Source organism: Klebsiella sp. 10982 (assembly GCF_048589245.1).
Classification (GTDB): Bacteria; Pseudomonadota; Gammaproteobacteria; order Enterobacterales; family Enterobacteriaceae; genus Klebsiella; species Klebsiella quasivariicola.
Window position 1 is genome coordinate 75,368 of the sequence record NZ_JBMAXV010000020.1, and the last position, 16,753, is coordinate 92,120.

Below are 16,753 nucleotides of genomic sequence, written 5' to 3' on the forward strand. Positions count from 1 at the left end.
GTAATGGGGTACTGCTTGTTATCAACTTTTATTGATTATCACTGGGTACGAACGGTTCTTTATCAAAACGCGATTCCTTCAGCGCTTCCTTGACCCTCTTCAAGTTATCTCTGAATTTTGCCCCCCGGCGCAAGGTAAAGCCTGTCGCTAGCACATCAATGACGGTCAACTGGGCCAGACGGGAGACCATCGGCATATAGATGTCGGTATCTTCCGGGACATCAAGGGTAATGGCGAGCGTGGCTTCCCGGGCCAGCGGCGTACCGGCGGAAGTGAGGGCGATCACCATGGCATCGTTTTCACGGGCCAGCTGCGCCAGCTCCACCAGGCTCTTGGTTCTTCCGGTATGCGAGATAATCACCACCACATCATCGTCATCGCAATTCATACAGCTCATGCGTTGCAGGACAATGTCGTCGGAATAGATGACCGGCACGTTAAAGCGGAAAAACTTGTTCATCGCGTCATGAGCGACCGCTGCGGAGGAACCCAGACCGAAAAAGGCGATTTTTTTCGCCTGGGTCAGCAGATCCACCGCGCGGTTCACCGCCGACATGTCGAGGGAATGGTGGACCTGGTCTAAACTCGCCATGGCCGATTCGAATATTTTTCCCGTGTATGACTCAACGCTGTCGTCTTCATCAACATTCCGGTTAACATAGAGCGTGCCGTGCGCGAGGCTCTGGGCAAGATGCAGTTTGAAGTCGGGAAATCCACGGGTTTCCAGACTGCGACAGAAGCGATTGACGGTGGGTTCGCTCACCCCGGCCTCAAGGGCGAGGGCGGCGATGCTCGAATGAATGGCCTGTGCGGGGGCGGCAAGGATCACTTCCGCCACTTTGCGTTCAGATTTGCTAAGGTGTTCCAGTCGGGACTGGATTTTTTCCAGCATGTTCATTAGTAACAGGGCGCTCATCAATGGAAACGATTTCATTAATCGGTGAAATCATCGGGCGTTTTAGCAAGAATATACCCCTCCGCAAGCGCCAGCGGTGAGGAATGACGTGAAATAATGTTGTTTTTTTTCATTACATGATCAGAGTCGTATTTTACTGACCTGAACCAGGCACAAACAACGAACAATCACGGCCAGATGCCCAAATCATCAGCGAATGTTTTCACCCTGTGCGGTTTTACCGCCGCAAACCGAGGGGAAGGCTTTCGGGAAATACGTAAACACAGTACAGTGCAGTGTAAGAAAATTACAAATATAGCCTGGCAAAAGCACCAGACTATCAACTGAGGAGAATGACATGGCGGTAACGCAAACGGCCCAGGCATGCGACCTGGTCATTTTCGGCGCGAAGGGCGACCTGGCGCGACGTAAATTGTTGCCTTCCCTGTATCAGCTTGAAAAAGCGGGCCAGATCCACGCTGACACCCGTATCATTGGCGTGGGGCGTGCCGACTGGGATCGCGCGGCTTACACCAAAGTCGTGCGCGAAGCGCTGGAAACCTTCATGAAGGAAAAAATTGATGAAGGTTTGTGGGATTCCCTGAGCGGACGTCTGGAGTTCTGTAATCTTGACGTCAATGACACCAGCGGCTTCACTCGCCTGGGCGAAATGCTGGATCAAGAGAACCGTGTCACCATCAACTATTTCGCCATGCCGCCGAGCACCTTTGGCGCAATTTGCAAAGGGCTGGGCGAAGCGAAGCTCAATGCCAAACCTGCGCGCGTGGTGATGGAAAAGCCGCTGGGCACCTCGCTGGAAACGTCCCGTGAAATCAACGACCAGGTCGGCGAGTTTTTTGAAGAGTGCCAGGTCTATCGTATCGACCACTATCTCGGCAAAGAGACGGTCCTCAACCTGCTGGCGTTGCGCTTTGCCAACTCCCTGTTCGTCAATAACTGGGACTGCCGTACCATCGATCATGTTGAAATCACCGTGGCAGAAGAGGTGGGCATTGAAGGGCGCTGGGGTTACTTTGACCAGGCCGGGCAGATGCGCGACATGATCCAGAACCACCTGCTGCAGATCCTGTGCATGATTGCCATGTCGCCGCCGTCCGATCTCAGCGCCGACAGCATCCGCGATGAAAAGGTTAAGGTACTGAAATCCCTGCGCCGCATTGATCGCTCCAATGTGCGTGAGAAAACCGTTCGCGGCCAGTACACCGCCGGCTTTGCCCAGGGCAAAAAAGTGCCGGGCTACCTCGAAGAAGAGGGCGCCAACAAAACCAGTAACACCGAAACCTTCGTGGCGATCCGCGTCGATATCGATAACTGGCGCTGGGCTGGCGTACCGTTCTATCTGCGTACCGGCAAACGTCTGCCAACCAAATGCTCTGAGGTCGTGGTTTACTTCAAAACGCCGGAACTTAACCTGTTTAAAGAAACCTGGCAGGAGCTGCCGCAGAACAAGCTGACCATTCGTCTGCAGCCGGACGAAGGGGTGGATATCCAGGTACTGAACAAAGTGCCTGGACTCGACCATAAGCATAACCTGCAGATCACCAAGCTGGATCTGAGCTACTCCGAAACCTTCAACCAGACGCACCTGGCCGATGCTTATGAACGTCTGCTGCTGGAGACCATGCGTGGCATCCAGGCGCTGTTTGTGCGTCGTGATGAAGTGGAAGAGGCGTGGAAGTGGGTGGATTCCATCACCGAAGCCTGGGCTGCCGATCGCGATGCGCCGAAACCGTATCAGGCCGGGACCTGGGGACCGGTTGCGTCAGTGGCGATGATCACCCGCGACGGCCGTTCGTGGAACGAGTTTGAATAAGCCTGCGGGCTAATCCGTCAGGGTTATTTTACCGGTAACATGATCTGACGCAGAAAGTCGCATGCTTTTTAATCTTTTAAGCCCCGTGAGGATTCACCCACGGGGCTTTTTTTATTACACTGCTTTCAGACATTTTGCCCCTGAGCGCTGGTGTTGGTGGCCTTTAGCACAAAAATACGTCATCACGCAGCGGCCGGACAGATAAAAATTTGAGGAGCCTTTATGAATCCGACAATGTTACGGGTAACAAATCGCATTATCGAACGGTCGCGTGATACCCGCGCGGCTTACCTCGCAAGGATTAACCAGGCTAAAACCGACACCGTGCATCGTGCGCAACTGGCCTGCGGCAACCTGGCTCACGGTTTCGCGGCCTGCCAGGCGGAAGACAAAGCCTCCCTGAAAAGCATGTTGCGCAACAATATCGCCATCATCACGTCCTACAACGATATGTTGTCCGCTCACCAGCCCTATGAACACTATCCGGACATCATCCGTAAAGCGCTGCATAGCGCCAATGCGGTCGGCCAGGTGGCCGGTGGCGTGCCGGCGATGTGCGATGGCGTAACCCAGGGGCAGGACGGGATGGAGCTCTCTTTACTGAGCCGCGAAGTGATCGCCATGTCCGCTGCCATTGGTCTGTCGCATAACATGTTCGACGGCGCGCTGTACCTCGGCGTGTGCGATAAAATTGTCCCCGGCCTGACCATGGCAGCGCTCTCTTTCGGCCATCTGCCGTCGGTCTTTATTCCGTCCGGTCCAATGGCCAGCGGCCTGGCTAATAAAGAGAAGGTCCGCATTCGCCAGCTGTACGCGGAAGGTAAAGTGGATCGTATGGCGCTGCTGGAGTCCGAAGCTGCCTCGTACCACGCGCCGGGGACCTGTACTTTCTACGGCACGGCGAATACCAACCAGATGGTGGTCGAGTTTATGGGCATGCAGCTGCCGGGCTCCTCTTTTGTCCATCCGGATGCCCCGCTGCGTGAAGCGCTGACCGCCGCCGCCGCGCGCCAGGTCACCCGCATGACCGGCAATGGCAACGAGTGGATGCCGCTGGGGAAAATGTTCGACGAAAAAGTGGTGGTCAACGGTATCGTGGCGCTGCTGGCGACCGGGGGGTCCACCAACCACACCATGCACCTGGTGGCGATGGCTCGCGCGGCAGGGATCATCATTAACTGGGATGATTTTTCCGACCTGTCCGACGTGGTGCCGCTGCTGGCGCGCCTCTATCCCAACGGCCCGGCGGATATCAACCACTTCCAGGCAGCGGGCGGCGTTCCGGTACTGGTGCGCGAACTGCTGAAAGGCGGCCTGCTGCATGAGGATGTTCACACCGTAGCCGGCTTCGGTCTGTCACGCTACACCCTGGAGCCATGGCTGAATAACGGCGAGCTGGACTGGCGTGAAGGGGCGACAGCGCCGCTGGACGACCAGGTCATCGCCACTTTCGAAAAACCGTTCTCCCGTCACGGCGGCACCAAAGTGCTGAGCGGTAACCTGGGACGTGCGGTGATGAAAACCTCAGCCGTTCCGGTAGAGAACCAGGTGATCGAAGCGCCGGCGGTGGTGTTCGAGAGCCAGCACGACGTGTTGCCGGCCTTTGAAGCGGGTCTGCTGGACAAAGATTGCGTAGTGGTGGTCCGTCATCAGGGACCAAAAGCGAACGGGATGCCAGAATTACATAAACTTATGCCGCCACTTGGTGTATTATTGGACCGCCGTTTCAAAATAGCGCTGGTGACCGATGGCCGACTCTCTGGCGCCTCCGGTAAAGTCCCCTCAGCCATCCACGTCACGCCTGAAGCGTACGACGGTGGGCTGCTGGCGAAAGTGCGCGATGGCGATCTTATTCGCGTGAACGGGCAGACGGGGGAACTGACGCTGCTGGTGGAGGATGCCGAACTGGCGGCGCGTCAGCCGCATATCCCTGACCTCAGCGCGTCGCGCGTGGGAACCGGTCGGGAGATGTTTGGGGCGCTGCGTGAGAAGCTCTCTGGCGCGGAGCAGGGCGCAACCTGCATCACTTTTTAAGACGATTTAATTTCTAGATCTGGCGAGAGAAAATCCTGATGAAAAACTGGAAAACAACAGCAGAAGCAATCCTCACCTCCGGTCCGGTTGTCCCGGTTATCGTAGTGAAAAAGCTGGAGCACGCGGTACCGATGGCGAAAGCGCTGGTCGCGGGCGGCGTGCGCGTGCTGGAAGTCACCCTGCGCACCGAGTGCGCCCTGGAAGCGATCCGCGCGATTGCTAAAGAAGTGCCGGACGCGATTGTCGGCGCGGGCACAGTCACCAACGTTGAGCAACTGAAAGCGGTGACGGAAGCTGGCGCGCAGTTCGCTATCAGCCCGGGGCTGACCGAATCCCTGCTGAAAGCGGCGACCGAAGACGGCACCATTCCGCTGATCCCGGGGATCAGCACGGTGTCCGAGCTGATGCTGGGTATGCAGTATGGTCTGAAAGAGTTTAAATTCTTCCCGGCGGAAGCCAACGGCGGCGTGAAAGCCCTGCAGGCGATTGCGGGTCCGTTCGGCCACATTCGCTTCTGCCCGACCGGCGGTATCTCTCCGGCTAACTACCGTGACTATCTGGCGCTGAACAGCGTGCTGTGCATCGGTGGTTCCTGGCTGGTGCCAGCCGACGCGCTGGAAGCCGGTGACTACGATCGCATCACCACCCTGGCGCGTGAAGCGGTGGAAGGCGCGAAGTAAACGGCGCCTCAAGGTCAACAACCCGGTCAGCGGCAACGCGACCGGGTTTTTTTGTCTTTAGCCTTCGACGATGACCGCAGCGGCGGCGGTTTTAGCCCGTACTACAGCCTCCTCAACCGAATCGGCAACGGCGAGGGTCACCCCCAGGCGGCGGGTGCCGTCGATCTCCGGCTTGCCGAACAGACGCAGCTGCAGGCCAGCCCCGACGGCTGACTGTAGCTGGCCAAAGCGGACGTTCTGGCTGGTCAGCTGCGGAAGGATCACCGCGGAGGCGGCCGGGCCATACTGGCGGATGGCGCCGACGGGCAGTCCAAGGAAGGCGCGAACGTGCAGGGCGAATTCCGAGAGATCCTGCGAGATCAGCGTGACCATGCCGGTGTCGTGTGGGCGAGGGGAGACTTCACTAAAGATCACCTCGTCGCCGCAAACGAACAGCTCCACGCCGAACAAGCCATGACCGCCCAGCGCCAGCACTACCTTGCGGGCGATGGTCTGGGCACGTTCGAGGGCCAGGTCGCTCATCTGCTGCGGCTGCCAGGATTCACGATAGTCGCCGTCTTCCTGACGATGACCAACCGGGGCGCAGAAATGCACGCCATCGACGGCGCTGACGGTGAGCAGGGTAATTTCGAAATCGAAATTCACCACCCCTTCAACAATCACGCGCCCGGCGCCGGCGCGGCCGCCTTGTTGCGCATAACGCCAGGCTTCGCTGAGCTGGTCAGCCGAGCGGATAAAGCTCTGGCCTTTGCCGGAGGAGCTCATCACCGGTTTGACGATGCACGGCAAACCGATCTCGGTAACCGCCGCGCGGAAGCCGTCTTCGCTGTCGGCAAAACGATAGCGGGAGGTAGGAAGCTGCAGCTCTTCTGCCGCCAGGCGGCGAATGCCTTCGCGGTTCATGGTGAGCTTTGCCGCCCGCGCCGTGGGGACCACTTTCTGCCCGGCCTGCTCGAGTTCGACCAGGGTATCGGTGGCTATCGCTTCGATCTCAGGCACGATGTAATCGGGTTTTTCCTGTTCAATCAGGGCGCGCAGGCTCTCGCCGTGCAGCATATTGATGACGTGAGCGCGGTGGGCGACCTGCATCGCCGGGGCATCGGGGTAGCGGTCGACGGCGATAGTTTCAATGCCCAGACGCTGACATTCAATGGCGACTTCCTTGCCCAGCTCGCCGGAACCTAACAGCATTACTTTGGTGGCTGCCGGGCGCAGCGCGGTGCCTAATACAGTCATAACTCTCTTCCGCAGTAAAAAAAGATGGCCACGATTATAAACGAAAACGTTTGCGTCTGTCTTTACGCGCGTGAGTTGAGTCCGCAGAGGAAATTTGTTATACTGTATAAAAATACAGTATTGAGAGGCTGCAGCATGGCGGTTGAAATTAAATATGTGGTGATCCGCGAAGGTGAGGAAAAAATGTCTTTTGCCAGCAAAAAAGAGGCCGACGCTTACGACAAAATGCTCGATCTGGCAGAGGTGCTGAATGACTGGCTGGTGGCATCGCCGCTGGAGATGGATGACGCCCAGCGCGATACCATGGCGATGTGGCTGGCAGAGCGAAAAGAGGCGCTGCAGCATATTCTGCGCGTCGGCCGACTGCCGGAGCATGATACGCCCGCGCACGACGTCCCCGCACCGGCGGCGGCCGGCGAGACTTCTTCGGCGGATGATGACGCCGTGCCGGTTGCCAAAGCGCGCAAAGGCAAAGCGGCCTGATTAGCGGCGGCCAGCCATCGGCTGAGGGGGCAGGAAGCCGTCTGCCGCGCCCACCTTTGCGCATCTTTAGCCACGTCTAACATTTCCTGACATCGCGTCGTTTAGGCTGATAACAGTGTTTGTCACCTGAGAGGAAAACCATGGCTAACTGGCTAAATCAACTGCAGTCGCTGCTTGGGCAGAAGGGCGCGTCACCGACTGGCGAGTCGTCAACAGGAAGCGCCTTACTACCCGGCGCCATCGGTGGGCTGGCCGGACTGCTGGTGGCCAGCAAATCGTCACGCAAACTGCTGGCGAAATATGGCACCAGCGCGCTGCTGGCAGGCGGCGGGGCGGTGGCAGGCACGGTATTGTGGAACAAGTATCAGCAGAAAATGCGCGCTCAGCACACGCCCGCACCCGGATCTGTCCCTGAAACGACTGCGGTGCCGGCGGATGTCGATCCGCGAAGCGTACGGCTGATTACGGCCTTGGTGTTTGCCGCGAAAAGCGACGGCCATATTGATGACCACGAGCGGGCGAATATTGAAACCCAGCTGCGGGCGGCCAATATTGACGTTCAGGCCCGGGTATTGATTGACCAGGCGCTGGCCCAGCCGTTGGATCCGCAGCGTCTGGCAGAGGGCATTGTTGATCCGCAGGAGGCGCTGGAGATCTATTACCTCAGCTGCGCGGTGATTGATATCGACCATTTTATGGAGCGCAGCTATCTGAACGCGCTGGGAGAGGCTCTGGCATTGCCAAAAGATGTGCGGGCCGACATCGAACAGGATATCCAGTCACAAAAACAAGCGCTAAGCGGTTAAATTATCACGTTTCGCTTGCATCGCCCGCGTCTTTTGCCACCCTTATAGACACGTCATCATTCAGGCGCCACCGTGCGCCCTGAATGCACTTGTGTCACGATAAAGCAGCAGAAGAATAACATGCCACCTAAAGCCAAACGGATCCCGCACGCCATGACCTTGCATGGCGATACACGCATCGATAACTACTACTGGCTGCGCGACGATGAGCGTGCGCGACCTGACGTGCTGGAATACCTGCACGCGGAAAACGCCTACGGCAAGGAAGTGATGGATTCGCAGCTCAATCTGCAGGAACGTCTGCTGAAAGAGATTATCGACCGCATCCCGCAGCGGGAAGTCTCCGCCCCCTACAGTAAAAATGGCTTTCGCTACCGTCAGGTATATGAGCCAGGCTGCGAATACGCTATCTACCAGCGGCAGTCGGTGCTGAAAGAGGAGTGGGACGAGTGGGAAATCCTGCTCGACGGCAACCAGCGGGCGGCGAAGAGCGAGTTCTACACGCTGGGCGGGCTGGGCATCGCGCCGAACAACCAGCTGATGGCCGTGGCGGAGGATTACCTTTCCCGTCGCCAGTATGGCCTGCGTTTCTGCGAACTCAGCAGTGGGGAGTGGTATCCGGAAATTATCGAAAATGTCACCTCCGGATTTGCCTGGAGCAACGATTCACGCTTTGTGTGGTATGTGCGTAAACATCCGACTACGCTGCTTCCTTATCAGGTCTGGCGCCACACTGTCGGCACTCCGGCGCAGAACGACGCGCTGATCTACGAGGAAAAAGAGGAGACCTTCTACGTCAGCGTGCATAAAACCACCTCTCAGCAGTTCGTGGTGATTTATCTTTCCAGCGCCACCACCAGCGAAGTGCTGCTGCTCAACGCCGAGCTGCCGGACGCCGAGCCGGTCTGTTTCCTGCCGCGGCGTAAAGATCACGAATATAGCCTCGATCACTATCAGCATGCCTTCTATCTGCGATCCAACCGGGACGGAAAGAATTTTGGTCTCTACCGTACCGTACTGCGCGATGAAGAGCAGTGGACCACGCTGATCCCTCCACGTCATGACGTGATGCTCGAAGGATTTACGCTGTTTACCGACTGGCTGGTTGTTGAAGAGCGCCAGCGCGGCCTGACCAGCCTGCGGCAAATTAACCGCAAGACCCGGGAGGTAGTGGGGATCGCCTTTGACGATCCGGCCTATGTCACCTGGCTTGCCTATAATCCGGAACCCGAAACGTCGCGCCTGCGCTATGGCTATTCCTCCATGACCACCCCGGACACCCTGTTTGAACTGGATATGGATACCGGTGAACGGCGGGTCATCAAGCAGCAGGAGGTGAAGGGGCTTGACACGCGCTGTTACCAGAGTGAACACCTGTGGGTGACGGCTCGCGATGGCGTCGAAGTCCCGGTTTCGCTGGTCTACCATCGCGACCATTTTCGTAAAGGGAACAATCCGCTGCTGGTCTATGGCTATGGCTCATATGGTGAGAGTATTGATGCCGATTTCAGCGCCAGCCGGCTGAGTCTGCTTAACCGCGGCTTTGTCTACGCCATCGCCCACGTCCGCGGCGGTGGCGAACTGGGGCAGCAGTGGTATGAGGACGGTAAATTCCTGTGCAAGAAAAATACCTTTAACGACTATCTGGACGTCTGCGATGCGCTGCTGGCGCAGGGGTACGGCGATCCGCAGCTCTGCTATGGCATGGGCGGCAGTGCAGGCGGCATGCTGATGGGCGTGGCCGTAAATGAACGTCCAGAGCTGTTTCATGGCGTGATAGCCCAGGTGCCGTTCGTTGACGTGGTGACCACCATGCTGGATGAAACTATTCCGCTGACCACGGGGGAATTTGAAGAGTGGGGGAATCCGCAGGATGAGACCTATTATCGTTATATGAAAAGCTACAGTCCTTACGACGGCGTGCGGGCGCAGGCTTATCCGCATATGCTGGTGACCACCGGGCTGCACGATTCCCAGGTGCAATACTGGGAGCCGGCCAAATGGGTGGCCAAACTGCGGGAACTGAAAACGGACGATAACCTGCTGCTGCTCTGCACCGATATGGATTCCGGGCACGGCGGCAAATCCGGTCGCTTCAAAAGCTATGAAGGGGTGGCGCTCGAGTACGCCTTTTTCATCGCCCTGGCGCAGGGCACACTGCCGGGCAAAGCGGCAGTGTAGGGGCTATTCCCCGAGGTAATGCTTAAGCGTCAGGCGCAGCTCGGGGCTCATGCGGTCGAGATTGTTGAATAACCAGCGCAGATAGCCGGGGTCGTTTTCAGCAATTTCGGCGACCGCTTTACCCCGGTATTTACCGAAGGTAAAGGTAGTGAGCAGCGCCGGGCGGCCGGTAATATCGGCCATTTCGTCAGGCGTCCAGCCGGAAACGTTGATGATATCCAGCAGCAGCGCAGCGGTAATATAACAGTCATACAGCGCGCGGTGATGATGCAGCCCCGGCGGGGTCGTCACGTTTAGCTTCCGTGATTTATATAGCCCCATATTGCTGTATTTGATCCCTGGCCACAGGCGGCGGGCCAGCTTCATCGTGCAGATCCACTCGCCATGCATCTCCGGTAACACCCGGCGGTCAAAACTGGCGTTATGCGCGACATACCACGGGCTACCATGATAGTGCGGAATAATCTCCTCAATCCACGGCTTATTGGCAACCATCTCTTCCGTTATACGATGGATGGCCATCGCCTGCGGGCTGATGGGGCGATCGGGGCGCACCAGATGGCTCATTGGGTTGGTGATTTGTCCGTCGACAATATCGACCGAGGCGATTTCGACGATGCCCCCCTGCAGGCCGCAGGTTTCGGTATCAATGACGCGCAGCATGGCTCGCTCCAGAGCAAAACGATAAGCGTAAAGGAATTGACCGGTCTTGCCAACCGACGACGAGCAGGCGAGCGCGCATTATTTCTGTTTCGGCTCCCACGGCAGTCGGGAAAGAGAGACAGAGGCCAGCCGATGGGCGATCAGCCGTTCCCGAAACCAGTCGCGCAGATGGGCCGGCTGCTCGCGTTCGACCAAATCAGCGACCACCGGCATGTTGTATCGCTCTTTAAAGGCGACGCCGGCGGCGGCGAGATCGACGTTGACTTTATCCATCTCATCTTGCGAAATTTTGGCCAGATTTCTTTCCATTATCTACTCCAGTGTGCTGGTAAACCCGGTCGAGTCGCTGACGCTTAGCTCGACTCTGCCATTATACAGGGTTATTCTCTGTGCTACAGACATAACAAAAGGGAATGACGAATATGCGACTCCTCGCTGGACGCGCGTTGCGCCTCTCCGTTGCGTTTGCCGGTATGTTAACCGCGGCAGGCGCCTTCGCCCACGCTCACCTGCAACAGCAGACCCCCGCCGCCGGTGCCCAGCTGACAGCCGCCCCGCAGTCGTTGACGCTCAGTTTCTCTGAAGGGATAGAACCCGCGTTCAGCGGCGTGACCATCACGGGTCCGCAGCAGCGCGCGGTTGCCACCGGAAAACTGACCCGTCATGCCGATAATCCCGCGCAGGTCACCATACCCCTGGCGGAAACCTTGTCGCCGGGGGAGTACTCCGTGTCATGGCATGTGGTCTCGGTGGATGGCCATAAAACCAAGGGGCAATACACCTTTAGCGTGAAGTAAAATGCTGACCGGGCTCTATATCACGCTACGCTTTGCGCACTTTTTCACCCTGATACTGGCTTTTGGCTGCGTGCTGTACGGCGCGTGGTGGGCGCCGGTGACGCTGCGACGCCTGCTGATGCAGCGCTTTTACCCCCTGTTACGCCCGGTGATGTTGATCGGCGCGCTCTCAACGGCGGGGCTGTATTTGCTGCAGGGAGGCATAATGGGCGACGGCTGGACGGACGTCTGGCAGCCCGCCGTCTGGCAGGCAGTGGCGGGTACCCGCTTTGGTGGGGTATGGATCTGGCAGATCCTGCTGGCATGGATCGCTTTCGCCGTGGTATGGATCCGCCCCCGTCATGGTGCCCGACAGCTGGTGGCGCTTCTGGCGGCCCAGCTGCTGCTTTCCGCCGGAGTAGGGCATGCTGCTATGCACGAGGGTCTCCTTGGCGCCCTGCAGCGGACCAATCATGCGTTGCATCTCTTCTGCGCTGCCAGCTGGTTCGGCGGTCTGTTGCCCTTCATCTATTGTCTGCGCCTCACGCAGGGGCGCTGGCGGCGGGCGGCGGTCTATACCATGGCGCGCTTTTCACGCTACGGGCATCTGGCCGTCGCCGGCACGATTGCCAGCGGTGTGATCAATGCGCTGTTGATCCAGGGGGGAATGGTTGGCGCCTCTCCATGGGGACGGATGCTGTTGATCAAATGTGCGCTGGTCGCCGGGATGGTGGCAATTGCGTTAGTGAACAGGTATGTTCTGGTACCACGCATGTCGGCAAGCGGTTCGCGGGCGGAAAACCTGATCCTGCGAACCACACAGGCAGAGATGGGTTTAGGCGCGCTGGCGCTACTGGCCGTTAGTCTGTTTGCCACCTGGGAACCTTATTGAATTAACTGGCAAAATCATGAAAAAAATTGTTCTGACCATGTTGTTACTGGCAAGCTCCGGCGCTGCTCTGGCGGCGCCGCAAATTATCACGGTAAGCCGCTTTGAGGTGGGGAAAGAAAGCTGGGCATTTAATCGTGAGGAGGTGATGTTGACCTGTCGTCCGGGTAATGCGCTCTACGCTATCAACCCGAGCACGCTGGTCCAGTATCCGCTTAATGAGGTGGCTGAACAGCAGGTCAAAGCCGGGAAAACCACCGCGCAGCCGATCTCAGTGATCCAGATCGACGATCCGCAGCATCCAGGACAAAAAATGAGCCTCGCCCCGTTTATCGAACGAGCGCAGAAGCTCTGCTAAATTTTTGTACTATCTTCCTGTAATAGCATAAAAAAAACCGCCATTGCCGGCTAGCGGCTGTGGCGGTTTTTTGTCTAACTGGCGGCCCTTTTCCATGAATTATGTGGTCACATTGGCCACGGACTGGAAAAGCTGACGCGTTAAACTATTCTTATAGTGCAAGGCGACTTAGCCTGCATTAATGCCAACTTTTAGCGCACGGCTCTCTCCCAAGAGCCATTTCCCTGGACCGAATACAGGAATCGTATTCGGTCTCTTTTTATTCCCCATAGATATCAGAGATCTACAAGGGTGTGACCGAGATTATGCGAACTTTTCCCCAGTTTCCACATTGCGGTCGAATCCACTTATAACACAACAAAACGCGCTCTAACATTCCTTTTACATAAAATTCAGAGCATAACGAACGATTTTTTATCATGTTCATCCAGACAGTACTTTGTTGTGGCATACTAAAATTGACCACTGCTTAGCGCTTTTGCGCTATGAGTCTTCCGATTCGTTGGGTGGTCTGGCTGGGTACTTTTCTTTGAACGCTAATCTCATCTCCAGTAACCCCGCAGGCCGAGCGGGAATACGCGGCGAAATCAACATTAAAGAGTATGCGTAATGCATACTCTTTAAAAAAATCACTTTTTGATGATATCTTTTATTTTCCTTAGCGGAGCTGTAATCTTCCATGATGAGGACTGTTTTAATGCTGAAATATGACTTTTGATCTCATTAATTTCACTCTCATGTTGAATTTGCATTTGTCTCATCTCATCTTTATATTGCCTGGCAATATCCAGATTGGTGTATTTAAAACAATCAAGCATATGTGTGAGGAATTTATTATATTCAGGGAGAGCCAGTAAATGATTGTTGGGTGGGTTGTTTATTAATTCAGATACACATGCATAGTAGCCATTAAGGTGATTGTCACCTTTTTTCTGAGTCATAACGGAACCATGCCGTACTCGTCTTTGATAAAGCTTTTCTTTGATGCAATATACCGACGGATTGTTATGCAGAAGTAACATCGTAGTGAATATGTTATCCTCATGAATGATTCCTTCCTTAAACTTTATATCCTGGGAAAACTCTTTTTTGAATGTATATAGACAAGGGCTTACTATATAATTGTTTTCATTCATTGCTGTTTTAAAAAACTCAACGCCGGTGAGTGCTTTATCTGCTAATGACTGTGCCCTTTCATAGATGGGATTGAACTTGGTTGTTAACAGTTCATCATCAAAGAAAACGTCTGACTCGAATAAAATAACGTCTGCCTTACTTTCAGATATGACCTCCAGCAACCTATGTAAGGTTTTTTTGTTAAGTTTGTCATCGCTGTCTAAAAAAAGGATGTAATCACCAGTTGCTTTATTAATGCCAGTATTCCTGGCAGCGGATTGTCCCTTATTTTCAGTGTGGATTTTATGAATAAAATCATCTTTAAAAGAGTTGATGATATCCCCTGTTCGATCGGTGGAACCATCGTTTATAATGATGATTTCTATATCATGACACGCATTGTCAAGAACCGACTGAATGCATTCTTCTATATAAAGTTCAGCATTGAATGCTGGAATAATTACTGAGAATTTCATCTTAATTACAATTTCCCGCGAACATTGTTAAGGATGTTTTTGTTATTCATGTCAGCATTATAGATGAATTTCCATAGAGAGGCTATATGGATAATCAATAAAAAATCGAAGACTCCGCCTGTTTTAAGACTAATGCCCTTGCATAGGATGATTTCATGTCCAGCGGAAAAGCAACCTTTGTCTCTAGTTTTGAAATAAAAAATTACTTTGAATGGTAGTCAAATAATATAAGTCACCATATTGAATAATGGAAAAGTGAAGCGCCATGTCTAATTTAGACACTTCTGAGTAATTGATAATATTGATTTTCATATTCTGTCGATAACACCTGATGATGCGAACTATGCCGCGCTTACGGTTATAGAACATTTCGACATAATAAAAATATCGCTGCGCGCTGCTTCCCGTGTTCCGTAGATTTTTTACTTTATCGGTTCGCGGTTCAGGCGGTGGCATATTTCTCCCACTGCGTTGCCGTGACAGTTACCGCGACGGCTCATACTGCCCCGCAGACCGGATGATTTCCGCAGCGACTGCCACTCATGGCTTGCGTACTGACTACCGTGATCAGAAAGAACCTGCGCCGGGTTTTGGGGATTACGACGCCACACGGCCAGCAAAGGTATATACAGGGCAATATCCTTTCCAGCGGGTTATATTGACCAGCTGATAACGTTGTGTATGAGCAGGCCAACAATCAAAATACAATCAGCCTTTGGTGGTTCGGATGTAAGCGATTTTCCTTATCCAAGATTCATCCAGTTCATCCGGGATGAACCGCCGCTTGAGTCTGTTGAGTGCTACGATACTGGTTTCCCCTTTACGCGCTCATGGGCTTCGGTACCCCCCCCTTCAGAGTCTTTATCCCTGCACGCGTCTTCAACCGCCAGACCGGGTTTATCCTGCAATATTGCCCGCTATCTCGCAGGTCGAGAGAGATGGTGCGATAACCATAGACGTAGCCGGATTCCAGGCAGAACTTTTTTGATTTGTCCGTCAGCCTCAGAACCGCCTAATGCTGCGGTGAATACGGCTGCTAAAATCAGATGTAAAACCAGCTCGGATGATCATTCCCCACCCGACAAAGTAGACGAACAGGCCTGGATCAGAAGTTGTCACCGGTAAAGACGTCCCTCAGTCGAACAGCTTCGTGAAGTACACCGCGGTGTTTTAATCTGTCCCGCTCGTCAGTAATCCGCTTCGGTTTATTCTGGAGTCGGCGGCTCTCGACCTGAGCCTCTGAATGCTATTTGTTGGTGGACGAGTCCGGCCCGTGCGTCTTTATCCAGGTATAGCGACTAGGGGTAGTGCCATTGAGACGTGTTTCAATACTGGAAACAGAATGGGCACGATCAACATCCTGTTCGACTGCTTCACTTTTAAACGCTTCAGGATAACGCTTGCTGCGCATGACTTGGGGAAGGGAAGACGAAAAGAAAAAACCTGCACCTAAACAGGCCCGGCGTGCAGGTTAACTGGCGGGCCAACATCGGAAGTCTGCTAGTATACATATTTGTATGATAAATAAAATAAGCAAAATCTACTCGGTTTGGCAATTCATGCGATTAGCGCTCTCAGCACAAGCGTGTGGATAAAATAATAGGCAAAAAGGCTTTTTCCCAACACATAAATTTATTCAGGAACGCTAAAAGTGGGGTATATCTGACTTTCGAGATAGCAGAGTAAAAGCCAAATTTCATCGCTGAAAATAAACCATATGCAGCCAACCAGAATGATGGCAAGAATAATCAGCAGGAACATTTCGGTTTTACTCATCTTGCCACCTACTATCCAATGGCGCCAGGGGCCATGATAGTAGCGAAATAAGGACCGAATAAGCAAACGCCGCGTGTCAGCGCGGCGTTACAGGCAGTGAAATTCAAGCACGGTGGCGCGGTTGCGTCAATATTGCCACCTGCTCAGTCAACTGATCCAGCAACTGGAATCGACGTCGGTATTCGGCCCGTTTTTTACTGGCGATGCTCTCCAGCGATTTTCTTTCCAGACCCAGCGGCAACTGCCAGCGCCAGGCGCTTTCCCGCTTGCCATCGATGGACTGCCAGAACTCGTCATAGCTGGCATGGAAATGGCGCCCCTTGCTCAGGCGATAGCGAAGCGCGCGGAACACATGACCATTATCGCTGACACCGTAGATCGACTCGATATGGCTGCGGGCAGCCAGTAGCCAGATAAACTCCAGCAGCAGACGCTTTGGGAACAAGCCATAGCAGGCGCGTGTCGCCTGCTTAATCACGTCATGGGAAACGTGGCGTCGCGGTCCCTGCAGACCGCCGATGATTAATGTGTAAGTTCACACAGATATTAA

At 54.7% G+C, this 16,753-nt stretch carries 16 protein-coding genes and 2 pseudogenes; 10 read left to right on the forward strand and 8 right to left on the reverse strand.

All coding sequences use genetic code 11. The features are described from left to right. Positions 1–28 precede the first annotated feature (28 nt). The gene (locus tag ACKLKD_RS16105; RefSeq protein WP_025711093.1) at positions 29–934 is read right to left on the reverse strand and encodes a MurR/RpiR family transcriptional regulator; all 906 of its coding nucleotides are present in this window, start codon (positions 932–934) and stop codon (positions 29–31) included. Positions 935–1,093: 159 nt separating this feature from the next. On the opposite strand from ACKLKD_RS16105, the gene ACKLKD_RS16110 reads away from it, so the two are divergent. From ACKLKD_RS16110 to ACKLKD_RS16125, 4 genes are all read left to right on the forward strand, one after another. Continuing rightward, complete coding sequence (locus ACKLKD_RS16110; RefSeq protein WP_042929057.1) at positions 1,094–1,243, forward strand: hypothetical protein; 150 nt, start codon at positions 1,094–1,096, stop codon at positions 1,241–1,243. Positions 1,244–1,253: 10 nt separating this feature from the next. Next, positions 1,254–2,729 carry a glucose-6-phosphate dehydrogenase gene (zwf, locus tag ACKLKD_RS16115; RefSeq protein ID WP_025711092.1) on the forward strand — a complete coding sequence of 492 codons (1,476 nt, stop codon included), beginning with the start codon at positions 1,254–1,256 and terminating at the stop codon, positions 2,727–2,729. 222 nt (positions 2,730–2,951) lie between these two features. Then, positions 2,952–4,763 carry a phosphogluconate dehydratase gene (gene edd / locus ACKLKD_RS16120; protein WP_025711091.1) on the forward strand — a complete coding sequence of 604 codons (1,812 nt, stop codon included), beginning with the start codon at positions 2,952–2,954 and terminating at the stop codon, positions 4,761–4,763. A 38-nt stretch (positions 4,764–4,801) separates the two neighbouring features. Then, a complete protein-coding gene (locus ACKLKD_RS16125) occupies positions 4,802–5,443 on the forward strand; it encodes a bifunctional 4-hydroxy-2-oxoglutarate aldolase/2-dehydro-3-deoxy-phosphogluconate aldolase (protein WP_002911423.1) in 642 nt (213 codons plus the stop codon). A 57-nt stretch (positions 5,444–5,500) separates the two neighbouring features. Here ACKLKD_RS16125 and purT read toward each other — a convergent pair whose 3' ends face one another. After that, on the reverse strand, positions 5,501–6,679 hold the full coding sequence (purT, locus tag ACKLKD_RS16130) for a formate-dependent phosphoribosylglycinamide formyltransferase (protein ID WP_080896661.1): 1,179 nt from the start codon (positions 6,677–6,679) through the stop codon (positions 5,501–5,503). Between the two features lie 135 nt (positions 6,680–6,814). Here purT and ACKLKD_RS16135 point away from each other — a divergent pair, with 135 nt between their 5' ends. The 3 genes from ACKLKD_RS16135 (at position 6,815) to ptrB (ending at position 10,149) form a co-directional block, all read left to right on the forward strand. Continuing rightward, positions 6,815–7,162 carry a YebG family protein gene (locus ACKLKD_RS16135; protein ID WP_080896662.1) on the forward strand — a complete coding sequence of 116 codons (348 nt, stop codon included), beginning with the start codon at positions 6,815–6,817 and terminating at the stop codon, positions 7,160–7,162. Positions 7,163–7,302: 140 nt separating this feature from the next. Then, positions 7,303–7,968, forward strand: a complete 666-nt coding sequence (locus tag ACKLKD_RS16140) for a tellurite resistance TerB family protein (RefSeq protein ID WP_025711089.1) — start codon at positions 7,303–7,305, stop codon at positions 7,966–7,968. 120 nt (positions 7,969–8,088) lie between these two features. Beyond that, a complete protein-coding gene (gene ptrB / locus ACKLKD_RS16145; RefSeq protein ID WP_042929056.1) occupies positions 8,089–10,149 on the forward strand; it encodes an oligopeptidase B in 2,061 nt (686 codons plus the stop codon). A gap of 3 nt (positions 10,150–10,152) precedes the next feature. On the opposite strand, the gene exoX is transcribed toward ptrB, so the two are convergent. Next, complete coding sequence (gene exoX / locus ACKLKD_RS16150) at positions 10,153–10,812, reverse strand: exodeoxyribonuclease X (protein WP_025711087.1); 660 nt, start codon at positions 10,810–10,812, stop codon at positions 10,153–10,155. 78 nt (positions 10,813–10,890) lie between these two features. Then, a complete protein-coding gene (locus ACKLKD_RS16155) occupies positions 10,891–11,121 on the reverse strand; it encodes a DNA polymerase III subunit theta (RefSeq protein ID WP_002911406.1) in 231 nt (76 codons plus the stop codon). A 113-nt stretch (positions 11,122–11,234) separates the two neighbouring features. Here ACKLKD_RS16155 and yobA point away from each other — a divergent pair, with 113 nt between their 5' ends. Genes yobA through ACKLKD_RS16170 form a run of 3 tightly spaced genes read left to right on the forward strand, consistent with a single transcriptional unit; the run spans position 11,235 to position 12,835 of the window. Beyond that, positions 11,235–11,609 carry a CopC domain-containing protein YobA gene (gene yobA / locus ACKLKD_RS16160; protein ID WP_025711086.1) on the forward strand — a complete coding sequence of 125 codons (375 nt, stop codon included), beginning with the start codon at positions 11,235–11,237 and terminating at the stop codon, positions 11,607–11,609. A gap of 1 nt (position 11,610) precedes the next feature. Next, a complete protein-coding gene (copD, locus tag ACKLKD_RS16165) occupies positions 11,611–12,480 on the forward strand; it encodes a copper homeostasis membrane protein CopD (RefSeq protein WP_087805307.1) in 870 nt (289 codons plus the stop codon). Between the two features lie 16 nt (positions 12,481–12,496). Beyond that, positions 12,497–12,835, forward strand: a complete 339-nt coding sequence (locus tag ACKLKD_RS16170) for a YebY family protein (RefSeq protein WP_002911404.1) — start codon at positions 12,497–12,499, stop codon at positions 12,833–12,835. Positions 12,836–13,464: 629 nt separating this feature from the next. Here the strand turns inward: ACKLKD_RS16170 and ACKLKD_RS16175 are convergent. The 4 genes and pseudogenes from ACKLKD_RS16175 to ACKLKD_RS16190 form a co-directional block, all read right to left on the reverse strand. Then, complete coding sequence (locus ACKLKD_RS16175; protein ID WP_025711084.1) at positions 13,465–14,427, reverse strand: glycosyltransferase; 963 nt, start codon at positions 14,425–14,427, stop codon at positions 13,465–13,467. A gap of 274 nt (positions 14,428–14,701) precedes the next feature. Continuing rightward, a pseudogene (locus tag ACKLKD_RS16180) lies at positions 14,702–15,838 on the reverse strand (DDE-type integrase/transposase/recombinase). Positions 15,839–16,059: 221 nt separating this feature from the next. Next, positions 16,060–16,203 (reverse strand): Ecr family regulatory small membrane protein, encoded by a 144-nt coding sequence (locus tag ACKLKD_RS16185; RefSeq protein ID WP_042929055.1) that lies wholly within the window; start codon positions 16,201–16,203, stop codon positions 16,060–16,062. A gap of 103 nt (positions 16,204–16,306) precedes the next feature. Then, positions 16,307–16,735 (reverse strand): annotated as a pseudogene (locus tag ACKLKD_RS16190) (VirK/YbjX family protein); the annotation flags it as partial. Positions 16,736–16,753 lie beyond the last annotated feature (18 nt).

Coding starts and splice junctions, on each gene's coding strand:
- purT (WP_080896661.1), bottom strand. CDS start 6,679: ATGACTGTATTAGGCACCGCGCTGCGCCCGGCAGCCACCAAAGTAATG.
- ACKLKD_RS16105 (WP_025711093.1), bottom strand. CDS start 934: ATGAAATCGTTTCCATTGATGAGCGCCCTGTTACTAATGAACATGCTG.
- ptrB (WP_042929056.1), top strand. CDS start 8,089: ATGCCACCTAAAGCCAAACGGATCCCGCACGCCATGACCTTGCATGGC.
- edd (WP_025711091.1), top strand. CDS start 2,952: ATGAATCCGACAATGTTACGGGTAACAAATCGCATTATCGAACGGTCG.
- ACKLKD_RS16135 (WP_080896662.1), top strand. CDS start 6,815: ATGGCGGTTGAAATTAAATATGTGGTGATCCGCGAAGGTGAGGAAAAA.
- ACKLKD_RS16140 (WP_025711089.1), top strand. CDS start 7,303: ATGGCTAACTGGCTAAATCAACTGCAGTCGCTGCTTGGGCAGAAGGGC.
- ACKLKD_RS16170 (WP_002911404.1), top strand. CDS start 12,497: ATGAAAAAAATTGTTCTGACCATGTTGTTACTGGCAAGCTCCGGCGCT.
- ACKLKD_RS16110 (WP_042929057.1), top strand. CDS start 1,094: ATGCCCAAATCATCAGCGAATGTTTTCACCCTGTGCGGTTTTACCGCC.
- exoX (WP_025711087.1), bottom strand. CDS start 10,812: ATGCTGCGCGTCATTGATACCGAAACCTGCGGCCTGCAGGGGGGCATC.
- copD (WP_087805307.1), top strand. CDS start 11,611: ATGCTGACCGGGCTCTATATCACGCTACGCTTTGCGCACTTTTTCACC.
- ACKLKD_RS16175 (WP_025711084.1), bottom strand. CDS start 14,427: ATGAAATTCTCAGTAATTATTCCAGCATTCAATGCTGAACTTTATATA.
- ACKLKD_RS16125 (WP_002911423.1), top strand. CDS start 4,802: ATGAAAAACTGGAAAACAACAGCAGAAGCAATCCTCACCTCCGGTCCG.
- ACKLKD_RS16185 (WP_042929055.1), bottom strand. CDS start 16,203: ATGAGTAAAACCGAAATGTTCCTGCTGATTATTCTTGCCATCATTCTG.
- ACKLKD_RS16155 (WP_002911406.1), bottom strand. CDS start 11,121: ATGGAAAGAAATCTGGCCAAAATTTCGCAAGATGAGATGGATAAAGTC.
- zwf (WP_025711092.1), top strand. CDS start 1,254: ATGGCGGTAACGCAAACGGCCCAGGCATGCGACCTGGTCATTTTCGGC.
- yobA (WP_025711086.1), top strand. CDS start 11,235: ATGCGACTCCTCGCTGGACGCGCGTTGCGCCTCTCCGTTGCGTTTGCC.